Genomic DNA, 14956 nt, shown 5'->3' with positions numbered 1-14956 from the left:
TCAAGCGGGGCCCTTGGTGGCCCTGTCAAACTCAAGAACCTGATTTACAAGAAAAGAGACCTCGAAAATGAAAGCACGTGTTCATGTTATGTTGAAAAACGGCGTTCTTGACCCACAGGGCGAGGCCGTAAAGCATGCGCTTGGAGCGATTGGTTTTGCGGGTGTCGACGGTGTACGTCAGGGCAAAGTGATTGAGCTGGATCTGGCGGATGGTACAGACGAGGCAACAATCGGTCAGATGTGTGAAAAGCTGTTGGCGAACACGGTTATCGAATCCTACACCATCGAGGTTCTGTAAGTCATGCGCGCTGCTGTCATTGTTTTCCCCGGGTCTAACTGTGACCGCGACATGAAAGTCGCGCTTGAGCAGGCGGGCGCCGATGTTCACATGGTTTGGCACAAAGACGCCGATTTGCCCGAAGGGGTTGATCTGGTTGCTGTGCCGGGTGGTTTCTCGTTCGGTGACTATCTGCGGTGCGGTGCCATCGCAGCGCAGTCGCCCATTTGCCAAGCAGTGGTCCGCCACGCAGAAGCCGGTGGTTACGTTTTGGGCGTATGCAACGGTTTTCAAGTGCTTACTGAAACGGGTTTGCTTCCGGGCGCGTTGATGCGTAACTCGGGCCTTAAGTTCGTGTCGAAAACCATTGATTTAACAGTAGAAACTGAAAATTCAGCATTCACGAGCGGCTACCGTGCAGGTGATACATTGCGCATCCCAGTGGCTCATCATGACGGCAACTACGTGGCGGATGCATCGCTTGCGGCGCGTCTGGTTGATGAAGATCGCGTCGCGTTTCGCTACAGTGCGCCCCTGAACGGCAGTGTTGATAATATCGCGGGCGTTCTGTCTGAAAATCGCCGTGTTCTGGGTATGATGCCGCATCCTGAGCGGGCCATTGATGCATTGCATGGTGGCACAGACGGACAGGCGATGTTCCGCGCGTTAGTTGAGGCCACAGTCGCTGCATGACTTGGCAGGGCCCGTGGCTTTGGTAAGTTGCGGTCATGGTAAGTACTCCGACCCCTGAAATTAGACCGCAGCGCGGTATTGCGGCTGCCCGTGTGGCGGCTGCGGCTGGCTCTGTTGGGTGGCGTGTGCGGCTGTTGTTGTTTGCGCTGTTTGTTTTTGCGGGCGTTACGATTTGGTTTACCAATGTTACGCTGACACAACGGTTTACCGAAACCACGCGCAACCGTGCGGAACTTCGGCTGGCGCTTTACTCTGCGAATATCCTGTCAGAACTGCAGCGAAATTCGATCGTGCCACAGCTTTTGGCGCGCGATCCCACGCTTATTTCGGCGCTTAATTCGGCGGATTACACGCAGACAACGCAGCGGCTGTTGTCGTTCGTGGATGAAATCGGTGCGGCGTCCCTCAGCCTTTTGGACCGTGAAGGCCGCACTGTTGCGACGACAGAACGGGTTAAACTTGGCTCAAACCACCGGTCCGAGCCGTATTTTGTGGATGCCCTGCGGTCAACCGAGACGGTCTTTACTGTTACGCCCCAAGACGGTGTTGGGTTTGAATTTCGCTATACCCGCAGTGTGACTGTCGGCAGTGAGCGGCTTGGCGTGATCTCGGTTGAGGTTGATCTCAGTAAATTCGAACGTTCATGGGCTGGGATTTTTGACGCGGTGTTTTTGGCAGACAGTACGGGGCAGGTGATTTTATCGACCGAGCCGCGGTGGCGGGGTAAATCCGAGCAATCGGCGCTTGAACTTGTGCCTGCAACTTCTGCGATCGAACGGGCCATTGAAAGCACCAGCCAGTGGGGGCCTGCGTCGCGGGCATTGTTGAGCGGGCAGGGCGTGATGCGCCAAGAGGCGCGTATTCCGTTTCGCGGTTGGCGTTTGATCAGTTTCACCGGCTACACCTCTGTTCGTGAACAAGTGAACGGCGTCTTGGCCCTTGAGATTATGGGTTTCGCCATGCTGTTGGCGCTGGCGTTTTATTTGATGAACCGCCGCTCTGTGGCTCAGGCCCGTGGATTCCAGCAAGAATCGGCTGAATTGCGCAGCCTGAACACACGGCTTCAGCAAGAGATCGCAGAGCGTCAGCGCGTGCAGGCTGACCTAAAAAGTGCAGAGCAGACTTTGGCCCAGTCCTCAAAATTGGCGGCCTTGGGTGAGATGTCCGCCGCAGTCAGTCACGAGCTGAACCAGCCATTGGCTGCGATGAAAACATATCTGGCAGGTGCCAAGCTATTGCTTGAACGTAAACGCGCCGAGGAGGCGATTGTCAGTTTTCGGCGTATCGATGATTTGATTGAGCGGATGGGCGCGATCACGCGACAGCTTAAATCCTATGCCCGCAAAGCAGGGGACAGTCTTGCGCCCGTCGATATGCGCGACGCGGTTACGTCTGCTTTGGCCATCATGGAGCCGCAACTCAAGGCACGCAAAATTCGTATCACGAAGACATTGCCCCAATCGCCCGCCATCGTGCTGGGGGATCGGTTGCGCCTTGAGCAAGTTATCATCAATCTGCTTCGTAATGCGTTTGACGCAACAAATGCGTCCGATACCGCGGCCGTGGATATTCTGCTTACATCGGGCGAACAGGTGCTTTTGGCTGTGCGTGATAACGGTCAGGGAATTGAAAACCTAGATGATCTTTTTGAGCCGTTTTACACCACAAAACAGCCGGGAGATGGTGTTGGTTTGGGACTTGCGATTAGTTCGGGGATTGTCACGGACCTTGGCGGGCGGCTGACCGCGCGGAATGCCGCCAATGGGGGGGCTGTTTTCGAGGTGGTCCTTCCCATTTACCGCGCAGAGGGCGAAAAAGGCAACGCCGCCGAGTAGAGCGCGCGTCAGACCGAATAAGGATGCCCCATGGCTAAGCCGATGAAGATCGCGATTGTTGATGATGAAAAAGACATGCGTCAGTCCATAAGCCAATGGTTGGCACTGTCGGGATATGAGACTGAAACATTCGCCAGCGCGGAAGACGCGTTGAAAGGCATTGCGCCTGATTATCCCGGTATTGTGGTCAGTGACATCCGGATGCCCGGCATGGACGGTATGCAGTTTCTCAAGCGGTTGATGGGCACCGACAGTGCACTTCCTGTTATCATGATTACGGGCCACGGCGATGTGCCCATGGCCGTTGAGGCGATGCGGGTCGGGGCGTTTGATTTTCTTGAAAAGCCGTTCAATCCTGAAACGATGTCCGACTTAGCCAAGCGCGCTGCGCGGACGCGGCGCTTAACGCTTGATAACCGTGCGCTGCGTCGCGAGCTGTCTGATGGTGGCGCGCTTATGAAAAAGTTGATCGGTGCATCGCCAGTGATGGCGCGTCTTAAAGAAGACATTTTGGATCTGGGACAGGCCGACGGTCATGTGCTGATCGACGGTGAAACGGGGACGGGCAAAACGCTTGTGGCCCATGCCCTTCATGCGGTTGGTGCACGTGCGTCGAAAAAGTTCGTGTTGGTCAGTTGCGGCGGTGTTGATGAAGATGCGTTGATGAAGCGTCTTTTTGATGCCTCCGAGGATGGCCGTATTTGCGCAGTTGAAGAGGCGCGCGGTGGCACGCTTGTGCTTGAAGATATTGAAGCGCTTAGTGACGCGGCACAGGCCCGTTTGTTGAGTGTCATAAATGAGCAAGGCACACCTGCCGAGACACGGATCGTTGCTATTTGTAACCTGCAAGAGCAGGGGCGAACTGTTGAGGACGCGCTGCGACCAGATTTGTTTTACAGGCTCACGGCTTTGCGTATTACCGTTCCGCCGTTGCGTAAACGCGGCGAAGACATCCTGACGCTCTTCACGCGTTTGGCGGAACAATACGCGGATGAATACGGCTGTGACGCGCCCAAAGTTAGCGCGCAAGAGGCCGCACAACTGCTGCAAGCTCCATGGCCCGGAAACGTACGTCAGCTGATTAATGTGGCTGAACGCGCAGTGCTACAAAATCGGCGTGAAAATAGTAGCATCACATCACTTCTGATGAGCGACGCCGAGGAAATGGCACCAGTCATGACCACCGAAGGAAAACCGCTTAAGGAATACGTAGAAGCGTTTGAAAGGATGTTGATCGACAACACCATGCGCCGCCACAAGGGCAGCATCGTGTCCGTAATGGATGAGTTGTGTCTGCCGCGCCGGACCTTGAATGAAAAAATGGCCAAATACGGACTGCAAAGATCTGAATATTTGGGCTGACACCTAAACTGCAGGGTGGTGCGTCGGTTTAGCATTGTAATTATGGCGCTTCATACCTAATATCTTGATACGCAGGCCAAAGCAGACAGCTCGGGTGCTGCGATATGAGTTTCGCTGTCTGACCTGTCCCTGAGAAATCTCGCGACCAACCTGACAGACCGATTGCGGGTCATTGACCCACTAGAACGCACGCGATTGCCGCCAAAAGCAGCGCCGCGTGAGATAATTGGCACCGCGTCCCCCACGATTTGAGGCGACGTTATGTGTCGGAGAAGAAACGCGATGACGCGCGCCAGAGACGGGCAAAAAGGCCGAGCACAGCAGTTGACAGACCATTACGGTTTGCCTGTTCGTGCATCTGCTCTCCCGCTTGATTGGCCGCGTTTCGCCATAGATAGACACCCAATCCCTTCCACTTCATCTCGCCTCAGGTCTCCGCCTGATAGGCGCGATCGGCGTTTGGGACGGTGCGAACGGATAAAATGCCTAAGAAAATGCTTATTGACGCCACCCACGCGGAAGAAACCCGCGTTGTTGTGGTTGATGGAAACAAAGTTGAGGAATTCGACTTTGAATCAGAAAACAAACGCCAGCTCGCTGGCAACATCTACCTCGCAAAAGTAACACGTGTTGAGCCGTCCTTGCAGGCGGCGTTCGTTGATTACGGCGGGAACCGTCACGGCTTCCTCGCGTTCAGCGAAATTCATCCTGATTATTATCAGATCCCTGTCGCTGACCGCGAAGCGCTGATTGCTGAAGAAAAAGCATATACAGACAGTCTGAAAGCACAGGAAGAGGAAGAAGAGAGCAAGCCCAAACGGGGCCGCAGGCGCGGTGGCCGTGGCCGCTCAAAAGCAGCTGAGGTTAAGTCGGATGATGCGGTAGTCACGGCTGAATTAGCTACCGAAGCCGATGATGCAGTGTCATCTGATGCACCGTTGGAAACCGATGCTGCTGCTACAGATGCAGCAACGCCAGAGGCCGAGCAGGTTGAAACGCCTGCGCAAGCCGAGGCTGACTCAGAAGGTACTACCGACGCAGAAAGCAACGCTCATGATGCGTCTGCTTCTGAAGATGAGGCCAGCGAAGCCGTTGATGCTTCCGAGGAAACTGAGGCGGCTGACGAAAGCGATGATGCGGAAGTCGATGCAACGGCCAAAGATGATGGTATCGAATCTGTTGCAGAAGAAGACGACAGCGAAGATGTGCGTCCTGTGCGCAAACCTCGCCCGCGCCGTTATAAAATCCAAGAAGTCGTGAACGTCCGCCAAATTCTTTTGGTGCAGGTCGTAAAAGAAGAACGCGGCAACAAGGGTGCTGCACTGACCACGTATTTGTCGCTTGCGGGTCGCTATTGCGTCTTGATGCCAAATACCGCTCGGGGCGGTGGAATTAGCCGCAAGATCACCAACGCTCCTGATCGCAAGAAGCTCAAAGAGATTGCCAACGAGATTCTGGTACCAGAAGGCGCTGGCCTGATCGTGCGCACGGCCGGTGCCAAGCGGACCAAATCCGAGATCAAGCGCGACTATGAATATTTGCAGCGCCTTTGGGAGCAAATTCGCTCGCTTACCCTGAAATCGATGGCGCCCGCCGCGATTTATGAGGAAGGCAATCTGATCAAGCGTTCGATCCGCGATCTATATAACCGCGACATCGATGAAGTGCTTGTTGAGGGCGAGGGCGGTTACCGCACGGCCAAAGACTTCATGAAAATGATCATGCCGAGCCACGCCAAAAACGTGAAGCGCTACGAAGACAGCCTTCCGCTGTTCGCACGCCATCAGGTTGAGACCTATCTGGCAGGCATGTTTAACCCGACAGTCCAGCTGCCATCGGGTGGGTATATCGTGATCGGTGTGACCGAGGCTCTTGTTGCGGTGGACGTAAACTCAGGCCGCGCGACCAAAGAAAGCAGCATTGAGCAAACCGCGCTCAAAACCAACCTTGAAGCCGCTGATGAAGTTGCCCGTCAACTTCGGTTGCGCGACCTTGCTGGTCTTATCGTTATCGATTTCATCGATATGGACGAACGTCGCAACAATATCGCGGTTGAAAAACGGATGAAAGACAAACTGAAAACAGATCGTGCGCGCATTCAAGTGGGCCGCATTTCTGGCTTCGGTTTGATGGAAATGTCCCGTCAGCGTCTGCGCCCCGGTATGCTTGAGGCGACCACGCAGCCGTGTGCGTCATGCCATGGCACCGGCCTGATCCGTTCCGATGACAGCACGGGTCTGTCGATCTTGCGCCAACTCGAGGAAGAGGGCGTTCGTGGTCGTACCAAAGAAGTGCTGGTGAAATGTCCCGTTGGTATTGCCAACTTCTTGATGAATATGAAGCGCGAGCACATCGCGCAGATTGAAGCGCGATACGGCATGTCCGTGCGCATTGAGGGCGATCCAACTTTGGTAAGCCCCGATTTCAGCATTGAGAAATTCAAGACAGCGTCGCGTGTTGTGACGAAAATTGCACCAGCTGTTGTGTCTGTGGATGCCTCGATTATGGCTGATATTGACGATGCTGAAGACGAAGCAGAGATTTCTGATGATGCTTCTGAGGCGAGCACCGCGCCAGAGGCAGAAGTAGATGGTGAGGCGCAGCCCAAAAAACGCCGTCGTCGCCGTCGCCGCCGTCGGGGTGGCAATTCGGATGAGGCGCGTCCAGAAGAAAACGCAGCTGCACAAACCTCGGAAGACGGCGAAGGTGAAGCTGCAGAGGCGACTGAGACAGCAACCTCTGATGCTGATGCGCCTTCTGATGAGGCCGAGCCGAAAGAAAAGCCGCGTCGGACCCGCAGCCGTGGTGGTCGTGGTCGTAAATCTGCTGAAATTTCAGAAGCGCCTACTGAGACGCCAGCAGACACTGCGTCTGCTGCGGACGTGGAAACACAGACTGGACCTGAAACATCCGAAGCGGCTGTAGAGCCTGCTGCAGACGCGCCTGCTGAAAAGCCCAAGCGTGTTCGTAAGCCACGTAAAACTGCGGCTCAAAAAGCGGCCGAAGTGGCGGAGGCAGAGGCTACCAAAGCAGAGAGCACTGCTGAGGCTTCGGCTGATACAAAAGCAGAAACTGCTGAAGAAGCGCCTGCAGAAAAGCCTAAGCGCGTTCGTAAGCCACGTAAAACTGCAGCGCAAAAAGCAGCAGAGGCAGAGGCCGCTAAAGCGGTAGAAGCCCCTGTTGAGAAGGCAGAGCCGACACCGGCACCAACACCTACGCCAGCAGCAGAACCTGCTGCCGAGCCAGTGGTGGAAGAAGCTGCACCAAAGCCCAAACGCCGCGGCTGGTGGAGCCTTGGGTCCAAATAGCCCTTAGGTTCAAGACACTCATAAAATTAAGCCGCGTAGCATAAGCTGCGCGGCTTTTTTGTCTGCAAAAGTTTCGGGATCAGGCTAGTTCTTTTGAATGTAATAAGCAGTGTTTTCACCGCTTTCGTCGGTCCCTAAAAACGTGTGACCAGCCTCGGTACAAAAATGTGGCACATCAATTTGTGCCGCAGGGTCACTAGCAACCATGCGCAGAACCTGGCCGGTTTGCAGGCTTTTAAGCCGCTTGCGCGCTTTCAAAACAGGCAGCGGGCAAAGTAGGCCAACCGCATCAAGGGTATCATCGTGTTCCATGGCTGATGAGCTAGCCGCGATGTTACATTTTGTCCACATTTTGTAACGCCCTTGCTATTTGCCCACCCGCGAAAAACCCGTATCAGGGTGGCATGTTAGATTTTTCCGTCCTTGACGTAACGCTGCTGCCTGCCATGGGGATCGCCCTTGTTGCGGGCATTATCTCTTTCCTGAGCCCCTGCGTACTACCGATCGTGCCACCTTATTTGGCCTATATGGGCGGTGTGAGCGTTAGTGATATGAACAGTGAGAAATCTGCGCGGGCCAAAGCGTTAGGAACCGCGCTGTTTTTCGTTTTGGGCCTGTCGACGGTCTTCTTGATCTTGGGCTTTACGACCTCGCTGATGGGGGCGTTTTTTCTACAAAACCAGCAGTGGTTCGTGGTGGCTTCGGGCGTGGTTATCATGGTTTTTGGTGCGCATTTTGTTGGTGTGTACCGTATCGGCTTCATGGACCGTGAGATACGCATGGACGCAGGCGATCAGGGCGGTTCTGCGTTTGGTGCCTATGTTCTCGGGCTGGCGTTTGCCTTTGGCTGGACGCCGTGCATTGGGCCGCAATTGGGGGCGATTTTGTCGCTGGCCGCATCTGAGGCCAGTGCTGTTCGGGGCACCGCGCTGTTGGCAGTCTATGCCATCGGATTAGGCATTCCGTTCTTGCTTGTTGCTGCGTTTTTCCCTTCTTTGAGCGGCGTGATGGCATGGATGAAACGACACATGCAGCAGATTGAGCGGGTGATGGGTCTTCTGCTCTGGACAGTTGGTTTGATGATGCTGACAGGGCAATTCACAGAATTCAGCTTTTGGCTGCTTGAGACTTTCCCTGCTTTAGCAAATTTCGGTTAACCTTTTTGCCCTCATTTTGCCCAAAAATGCCTCTAACGCTTGGGTATGAAATCTATCCACTCACATTCGGAAAAAGCTACTGCGGCGCGTGTTAAGCGCCGCAAGGTGTTCTATATTCCCGGATATGATCCGATCCACCCGCGCAGATACCGCGAGCTTTACCGAACACAAAGCAAGGATCAGGGGCGGATCAGCGGCTATGATATTGAATTATCCGGCAAACACACAGGCGCGCGGTATGGCTGGCATGTGAAAGCAGATATCGACGGCCATATAACGGACAGCGATTTTGAAGTGCTCGTTTGGTCTGACATTGTGCGTGACAGCATGTCGAAAACGATCGCGGCGACTTATGCGCAATTGTTCAAGACTGCATGGATTTACATCTCAACAGGCGTTCTGTGGCGGCTGATGAAGCTGCGAAAAGGCCCTGTGATTGCGGCGCTTTATCCAGTGGTGTTTTTGCTGGGGCAGGCGGGCTTGGCGTTTTGGCTCGGCACGGTGGTCTATCGGTTGCTGAATTGGGTGATGCAAGTGGGCGCTAGTTTTAGCATTTGGCCAATATCATTGACGGTCGCAGTTGTCGCCTCGTGGTGCGTTCTACGCTGGTTCAAAACCAACGATAACAAGTTTTTCGCCTACTATTTGATGCATGATTATAGCCACTCGGCTGCGACCTGCGGCGCCTATTCAGCTGCATTAAAACAGCGAATTACGGAGTTTTCCGCTGCAATCTCTGACGCGTTGCACAGCGATGTGGATGAGGTTTTGGTTGTTGGGCACTCCTCTGGTGCGCATCTGGCAGTGTCGGCGTTGGCCGATGTTCTGCGTGACGGCAACCTGTCCACACACCAACCGGCGCTGGCGTTTCTGTCACTTGGACAAGTCGTGCCAATGGTCAGTTTTCTTCCTGGTGCAGATGAGTTGCGTCGTGATCTGCACTACCTCAGTGAGGCTGCGCCACTGACGTGGGTGGATGTGACTGCACCAGGTGATGGCTGTGCGTTTGCGCTTTGTGATCCTGTTGCTGTGTCGGGCGTTGCGCAACCCACACAACGGTGGCCTTTGGTGATTTCGGCAGCGTTTTCCCAAACACTAAGTGCTTCGCGGTGGAAGGCACTGCGTTGGCGGTTTTTCCGACTTCATTTTCAGTACCTCTGCGCATTCGATAGCCCAGCTGACTATGATTACTTTCAGATTACTGCCGGCCACGTTTCGCTCGCAGAGCGGTTCAAAGGACGTGCACCGTCGAACTCACGGATCGTCAGGGCTGTGTCAAAATTCACAAAGACCGCCCCATGAGTAGCAATGACATACGCCCCCCAAAACCAGCATCTCGGCCCGAGCGTGTATCGCTCTGGCGGTATATGAAGTTGTTTCGGGCAGATATTTTGTCCGCGCAACCTGCCAAACTTTACGGCGCTTGGATGGCGGAATTTCGGACGCTGTTTTTCCGAAGCTACCTTGTGAATGATCCTCAGGTGATTGAGCGTGTTCTGAAAACTGAACCCGATAGTTTTCCCAAATCAAACCGGATCAGCGAAGGCCTGCGCCCTTTGTTGGGAGACAGCGTATTTTTGACGAACGGCGAGGCATGGAAGCGACAGCGCCGGATAATTGATCCCGCGTTCGAAGGCGGACGGCTGCGCGAGGTGTTTGGGTCGATGAAAGCAGCAAGTGCTGCAACTGTTGCGCGCCTCGCACCTTTGGCCGATGGAACCGCACGCGATATTGAGCCGCTCACCAGCCATGCGGCGGCTGACGTAATTTTTCGCACCCTGTTTTCGCTGCCTATTGATACGCCAATCGCGCAATCAGTTTTTTCACAGTTCAGAGACTACCAACGCAGTCAGCCGCTTTTGAACTTAGCCGCCTTTGTTCGGCTTCCGAAATGGATGCCTCGTGTCTTTCGGCGCCAAACGTCTGAAACTGCTAAAACCATTCGTGCCTTGATTGCGGAGCTGACCGAAACGCGGCTGGAAGAGATATCGCAGGGACGCGCGCCCGATGATTTGGCTACAAAAATTATGACGACCCCTGATCCCGAAACAGGCCAGATTTTTAGCGCTGATGAAATGGTCGATCAGGTAGCGATTTTCTTTTTGGCGGGTCATGAAACGTCCGCTTCTGCTTTGGCATGGACGCTTTATTTGCTGGCGATGTACCCTGAATGGCAGGACAAGATTGCCGAGGAAGTGCCAGACAGTGATCTGGAATTTTCCGATTTATCGAAACTGCGCGTGACACGCGATGTGTTTCGCGAGGGGCTGCGGCTTTATCCACCAGTTCCCATGATGGTGCGCGAGGCCGCAGAAAATGTTGAATTTCGGCGCCGTGATGTGAAGCGCGGTGCGCAAATTGTGCTGAGCCCGTGGCATCTACATCGCCATACTCGGTTGTGGGATGATCCAGATCAGTTTGATCCAACCCGTTTTCAAAATCTAGAGGCTAAGCAAGCTGTCAGACAAGCGTACATGCCGTTCAGCAGTGGGCCACGGGTTTGCACAGGGGCGAGTTTTGCAATGCTGGAAGGGGTCTTGATGTTGGCGGATCTGGTGCGTGCGTACCGGTTTGAGTTGGTCCAAGATCGGCTTCCGGTACCAGTGGCCCACCTGACCGTACGTGCCAAAGACGGCATTTGGTTACAGATTTTACCGCGTTAGGATCAAAGTGTTTCTGCGGATTGAAACTTCAGCAAAGCGCTGCAAATAGCTCATCCCCAGAAGGCTGCCTTCCATCGGTGCGCTATTGACTGTCGCGCGCACGCCAGTGTCCATAATCTCGCCAAGTTGCACAGTTTCAAGGCGCACAAATGCAATGCTGACTGTGCCATTAGCCGTGTTTGCCCGCCCGAAATAATCCAAAGTCGCAGTGTCAAACCCCACGCGGCGCGCGTCTTCTTGGGTTAAAACAATTTCGCTTGCGCCAGTATCTACCAAGAAAGGCACGCGGATACCGTTTACCTGTAGCGTTAGGTGAAAATGCCCGTCGACACGACGTGGCACCTCAATTTGACCTGCGGCGTTGGTGTTTTGAGCCTGAGTAACTGTGCCGCTGATGTCCTCCCAAAGCCCGACACCAGCGATCGCACCAAGAATAATAAGGAGCCAAATCGCGGCTTGTTGCAGTGTTTTGCCTAGATTACGTCGTTGGCTCACCAAATAGCTGCCGCCGATCGCGACAATGAGCAGACCCATATAGAGCAGTTGCGCGGTGTCGCCGCCATCCATCAGATCAACCCGATGCCAAAGTCGCGCAACCCATCAAGGATGAATTGAACCGATAGGGCCGCAAGAAGCATCCCAAGAAGGCGTGTGACAATGTTGACGCCAGTTTTGCCCAATCCGCGCTCGATGACGCCTGCGAACAGAAACAGGCAAAACGCGCAGATGATAACGCTGATCATGACCAGTGTGACTGCGGCAAATCCCATCCAGTCTTGATCGCCCGTCAACAGAATGATCGTCGCGATAGAGCCGGGGCCCGCGATGAGTGGAATGGCCATAGGAAAGACAGACGGGTCGTCTACGGGCTCTTCTTCAGCTTGATCTTCGCGCCGCGATTGGCGCCGTTCAAAAAGCATGTCGAGAGCGGTGATGAACAACAACACACCTCCTGAGATGCGGAAAGCTGGCATGCCAATGCCCACAAACCCCAACAATGCCTCTCCAAAAAGGCCGAATGCCAACAAAATACCGACGGCGATAAGACAACACCGCAGTGCAACTTGGCGGCGCTGCTGCGGGGACATTCCTGTCGTAAGGGCCACAAAAATGGGAGTAAGGCCAATCGGGTCGATGATCACGAAAAGCGTCGCGAATGCAGTGATGAGAAACGCTATGTCCATTCCGGTCTCCTGTCCGGGGCCTTAAACCCGTTTACTCGCCGCCTCGAGTTTTTCTGATGCAGCGACCCAAAGCGCCTCGGCGCGGTCGAGCGCTGTGCGCACTTCGGCGTATTTTTTCTGCCACACTTCAGCTTCGCCTGCTTTGCCGTCTTCGTAAAGAGTTGGGTCCGCCAGTTTTTTGGCCAGCTTATCGCCCATGACGTTCAGCTTTTCGAGGCGCTCTTCGCATTTGCGAACGTCTGTTTTCATGGCCGTGAGTTGGTCTTTTGTGACTTTCGGTTTGGCGGGTTTAGCAGCGGTTTTATCTTTGTTTTTCAGTGGTGCGTCATTGGTCAAAAGCAGTTTGCGGTAGGCATCAAGGTCATCGTTGTAAGGTGCCACGCCGCCGTCTTTGACCAACCAAAGCCGGTCAGCAACCATTGAGAGAAGGTGCATATCGTGACTGACCAGAATGACAGCGCCTGAGTAGGCCGTTAGGGCCTCAACAAGGGCCTCGCGGCTTTCAATATCAAGGTGGTTGGTCGGCTCATCAAGGATCAGCATATGCGGCGCATCAAGGGTGGCAAGCAGCAGCGACAGGCGTGCTTTTTGCCCCCCAGAGAGCTTTGCCACAAGCGTGTCAGCCTGATCGGCGCCAAGACCAAAGCCAGCTAGACGCGCGCGCAAACGGGCCTGTCCTTCGTCGGGACGCAGCCTTTTGATATGGTCAAGCGGGGTCTCGTCGATAAAAAGTTCATCCACTTGGTGTTGTGCAAAATAACCAATGCGTAACTTGGATGACATGACCACACGGCCCGCCATCGCATCAAGGCGACCTGACAGCAGTTTCGACAACGTCGACTTACCCTGACCGTTTTTGCCCAAAAGTGCGATGCGGTCATCTTGATCAATGCGCAGGTTCAGCTTTCGAAGAACCGGCGTTCCATCATATCCGACGTCCGCACCTTCAACATTGACGATGGGTGGGGACATTTCCTCGGGCTCGGGGAAGGTGAAAACGCGCTTTGCCGCTTCTTCGGGCGGCGTTATTGTCTCCATTTTCTCAAGCATCTTTACACGTGATTGGGCCTGCTTGGCTTTTGATGCCTTTGCCTTGAAGCGGTCCACAAAGCTTTGCAGGTGCGCGCGGCGCAGATCTTGCTTTTTCGCGGCGGCAGTTTGAATGGCGCGCTGCTCGGCGCGGGCCTTGGCGAACTGATCATAACCACCAGCCCAGAGCGTTAGTTTGCGCCCTTCAAGGTGCAGAATGTGGCCGACAGCGCGGTTCAAAAGGCCGCGATCGTGGCTGATGATGACAACCGTGTGGGGGTATTTGGCCAGATAGGTTTCCAGCCAAAGCGCGCCTTCAAGGTCCAAATAGTTTGTCGGCTCATCTAGTAACAAAATATCGGGCTGTGCAAAGAGCACACCCGCAAGAGCCACACGCATCCGCCAGCCCCCAGAGAACGCAGAGCAGGGCATCAATTGCTCGGCCGCATCAAAACCCAGACCCTTGAGAATGGATGAGGCGCGGCCTTCGGCAGACCATGCATCGATATCGGCCAAACGCATCTGAACATCGGCAATGCGAGCGGGGTCTGTTGCGGTTTCAGCCTCGGCCAACAAAGCGCTGCGCTCGGTGTCAGCGGCCAAAACCGTATCGAGCAATGAGGTCTCGGAGGAGGGAACCTCTTGGGCTACGCCGCCAATTTTAGCGCGTTCTGGCACTGAAATTGACCCGCCTTCAAGGGCAAACTCGCCGCGAATGATGCGGAACAATGTGGTTTTGCCGGCGCCGTTTGGCCCAACCAAACCGACCTTGTGGCCTGTGGGAATTGTGGCGGATGCGCCTTCAAAAAGCGGACGGCCTTCGATGGCGAATGAGATGTCTGAAATGCGTAACATGCAGGGTCCATGCCCGTTTACGTGGCCCCCGTCAACGCAGGCTTTTCATAGGCGGGAAAGGGTGCTAAGTGCGCGCCAAATCATTACTGCAACTCAAAACCTGTAAGGGGTCTATCATGGCTATCCAACGTACATTCTCAATCATCAAACCAGACGCAACACGCCGCAACTTGACTGGCGCGATCAATGCAAAATTTGAAGCTGCTGGTCTGCGCATCGTTGCACAAAAGCGCATCCACCTGACAGCTGCACAAGCAGGCGAGTTCTACAAAGTGCACGCAGAGCGTCCTTTCTACGGCGAGCTGTGTGAATTCATGGCGTCTGCACCAATCGTTGCACAAGTTCTTGAAGGTGAAGACGCAATTGCGAAAAACCGCGAAGTTATGGGCGCCACAAACCCAAGTGATGCGGCTGCAGGCACAATCCGCGCTGAGTTTGCTGAATCAGTTGGCGAAAACTCTGTTCACGGTTCTGACGCTCCAGAAACTGCTGCAGAAGAAATCGCGTATTTCTTCTCTGGCCTTGAACTGGTTGGCTAAGTCACTTGTGACTTGAATTTGAGAGGGCGTGGGGGGAAACCTTTGCGCCCTTTT

General features: G+C 54.5%; 13 protein-coding genes. 9 read left to right on the top strand and 4 right to left on the bottom strand.

Annotated elements, in window-relative coordinates:
* The first annotated feature begins 67 nt into the window (after window positions 1-67).
* From purS to OLX08_RS02135, 5 genes are all read left to right on the top strand, one after another.
* Window positions 68-298 carry a phosphoribosylformylglycinamidine synthase subunit PurS gene (gene purS, locus OLX08_RS02155; RefSeq protein WP_048597633.1) on the top strand — a complete coding sequence of 77 codons (231 nt, stop codon included), beginning with the start codon at window positions 68-70 and terminating at the stop codon, window positions 296-298.
* Between the two features lie 3 nt (window positions 299-301).
* Entirely contained in the window at window positions 302-970 is a 669-nt protein-coding gene (purQ, locus tag OLX08_RS02150) for a phosphoribosylformylglycinamidine synthase subunit PurQ (protein ID WP_391482187.1), read from the top strand.
* 35 nt (window positions 971-1005) lie between these two features.
* Window positions 1006-2805 carry a sensor histidine kinase gene (locus OLX08_RS02145; protein WP_391482185.1) on the top strand — a complete coding sequence of 600 codons (1800 nt, stop codon included), beginning with the start codon at window positions 1006-1008 and terminating at the stop codon, window positions 2803-2805.
* Between the two features lie 30 nt (window positions 2806-2835).
* Window positions 2836-4167, top strand: a complete 1332-nt coding sequence (locus tag OLX08_RS02140; protein WP_391482183.1) for a sigma-54-dependent transcriptional regulator — start codon at window positions 2836-2838, stop codon at window positions 4165-4167.
* Window positions 4168-4649: 482 nt separating this feature from the next.
* Window positions 4650-7475 carry an Rne/Rng family ribonuclease gene (locus OLX08_RS02135; RefSeq protein WP_391482181.1) on the top strand — a complete coding sequence of 942 codons (2826 nt, stop codon included), beginning with the start codon at window positions 4650-4652 and terminating at the stop codon, window positions 7473-7475.
* A gap of 84 nt (window positions 7476-7559) precedes the next feature.
* On the opposite strand, the gene OLX08_RS02130 is transcribed toward OLX08_RS02135, so the two are convergent.
* Window positions 7560-7787, bottom strand: coding sequence for a sulfurtransferase TusA family protein (locus OLX08_RS02130; protein WP_391482180.1), 228 nt, complete (start codon window positions 7785-7787; stop codon window positions 7560-7562).
* A gap of 92 nt (window positions 7788-7879) precedes the next feature.
* On the opposite strand from OLX08_RS02130, the gene OLX08_RS02125 reads away from it, so the two are divergent.
* The 3 genes from OLX08_RS02125 to OLX08_RS02115 are packed head-to-tail and all read left to right on the top strand — an operon-like array spanning window position 7880 to window position 11295.
* Complete coding sequence (locus tag OLX08_RS02125) at window positions 7880-8632, top strand: cytochrome c biogenesis CcdA family protein (RefSeq protein WP_048597628.1); 753 nt, start codon at window positions 7880-7882, stop codon at window positions 8630-8632.
* 45 nt (window positions 8633-8677) lie between these two features.
* Window positions 8678-9934, top strand: a complete 1257-nt coding sequence (locus tag OLX08_RS02120; protein ID WP_391482179.1) for a hypothetical protein — start codon at window positions 8678-8680, stop codon at window positions 9932-9934.
* The gene (locus OLX08_RS02115; protein ID WP_391482178.1) at window positions 9931-11295 is read left to right on the top strand and encodes a cytochrome P450; all 1365 of its coding nucleotides are present in this window, start codon (window positions 9931-9933) and stop codon (window positions 11293-11295) included. Before OLX08_RS02120 ends, OLX08_RS02115 begins: the two co-directional genes overlap by 4 nt.
* Here OLX08_RS02115 and OLX08_RS02110 read toward each other — a convergent pair.
* The 3 genes from OLX08_RS02110 to OLX08_RS02100 are packed head-to-tail and all read right to left on the bottom strand — an operon-like array spanning window position 11284 to window position 14363.
* The gene (locus OLX08_RS02110; RefSeq protein ID WP_391482176.1) at window positions 11284-11862 is read right to left on the bottom strand and encodes a TIGR02281 family clan AA aspartic protease; all 579 of its coding nucleotides are present in this window, start codon (window positions 11860-11862) and stop codon (window positions 11284-11286) included. The two genes, OLX08_RS02115 and OLX08_RS02110, sit on opposite strands and share 12 nt — an antisense overlap.
* Window positions 11862-12479, bottom strand: coding sequence for a MarC family protein (locus OLX08_RS02105; protein WP_391482174.1), 618 nt, complete (start codon window positions 12477-12479; stop codon window positions 11862-11864). The genes OLX08_RS02110 and OLX08_RS02105 overlap by 1 nt, the downstream gene beginning before the upstream one ends.
* Window positions 12480-12500: 21 nt before the next feature.
* The gene (locus OLX08_RS02100; protein WP_391482172.1) at window positions 12501-14363 is read right to left on the bottom strand and encodes an ABC-F family ATP-binding cassette domain-containing protein; all 1863 of its coding nucleotides are present in this window, start codon (window positions 14361-14363) and stop codon (window positions 12501-12503) included.
* Between the two features lie 116 nt (window positions 14364-14479).
* On the opposite strand from OLX08_RS02100, the gene ndk reads away from it, so the two are divergent.
* Window positions 14480-14902 carry a nucleoside-diphosphate kinase gene (ndk, locus tag OLX08_RS02095; RefSeq protein WP_048597622.1) on the top strand — a complete coding sequence of 141 codons (423 nt, stop codon included), beginning with the start codon at window positions 14480-14482 and terminating at the stop codon, window positions 14900-14902.
* Window positions 14903-14956 lie beyond the last annotated feature (54 nt).

Source organism: Nereida ignava (genome assembly GCF_047114695.1).
Classification (GTDB): Bacteria; Pseudomonadota; Alphaproteobacteria; order Rhodobacterales; family Rhodobacteraceae; genus Nereida; species Nereida ignava.
This window is presented reverse-complemented; position numbering and strand designations above follow the sequence as displayed.

Bases quoted from the DNA above. Each gene is read 5' to 3' on its own strand.
- OLX08_RS02135 (WP_391482181.1), top strand. From the start codon at position 4,650: ATGCCTAAGAAAATGCTTATTGACGCCACCCACGCGGAAGAAACCCGC.
- OLX08_RS02130 (WP_391482180.1), bottom strand. From the start codon at position 7,787: ATGGAACACGATGATACCCTTGATGCGGTTGGCCTACTTTGCCCGCTG.
- ndk (WP_048597622.1), top strand. From the start codon at position 14,480: ATGGCTATCCAACGTACATTCTCAATCATCAAACCAGACGCAACACGC.
- OLX08_RS02120 (WP_391482179.1), top strand. From the start codon at position 8,678: ATGAAATCTATCCACTCACATTCGGAAAAAGCTACTGCGGCGCGTGTT.
- OLX08_RS02105 (WP_391482174.1), bottom strand. From the start codon at position 12,479: ATGGACATAGCGTTTCTCATCACTGCATTCGCGACGCTTTTCGTGATC.
- purQ (WP_391482187.1), top strand. From the start codon at position 302: ATGCGCGCTGCTGTCATTGTTTTCCCCGGGTCTAACTGTGACCGCGAC.
- OLX08_RS02110 (WP_391482176.1), bottom strand. From the start codon at position 11,862: ATGGATGGCGGCGACACCGCGCAACTGCTCTATATGGGTCTGCTCATT.
- OLX08_RS02100 (WP_391482172.1), bottom strand. From the start codon at position 14,363: ATGTTACGCATTTCAGACATCTCATTCGCCATCGAAGGCCGTCCGCTT.
- OLX08_RS02140 (WP_391482183.1), top strand. From the start codon at position 2,836: ATGGCTAAGCCGATGAAGATCGCGATTGTTGATGATGAAAAAGACATG.
- OLX08_RS02115 (WP_391482178.1), top strand. From the start codon at position 9,931: ATGAGTAGCAATGACATACGCCCCCCAAAACCAGCATCTCGGCCCGAG.
- OLX08_RS02145 (WP_391482185.1), top strand. From the start codon at position 1,006: ATGGTAAGTACTCCGACCCCTGAAATTAGACCGCAGCGCGGTATTGCG.
- OLX08_RS02125 (WP_048597628.1), top strand. From the start codon at position 7,880: ATGTTAGATTTTTCCGTCCTTGACGTAACGCTGCTGCCTGCCATGGGG.
- purS (WP_048597633.1), top strand. From the start codon at position 68: ATGAAAGCACGTGTTCATGTTATGTTGAAAAACGGCGTTCTTGACCCA.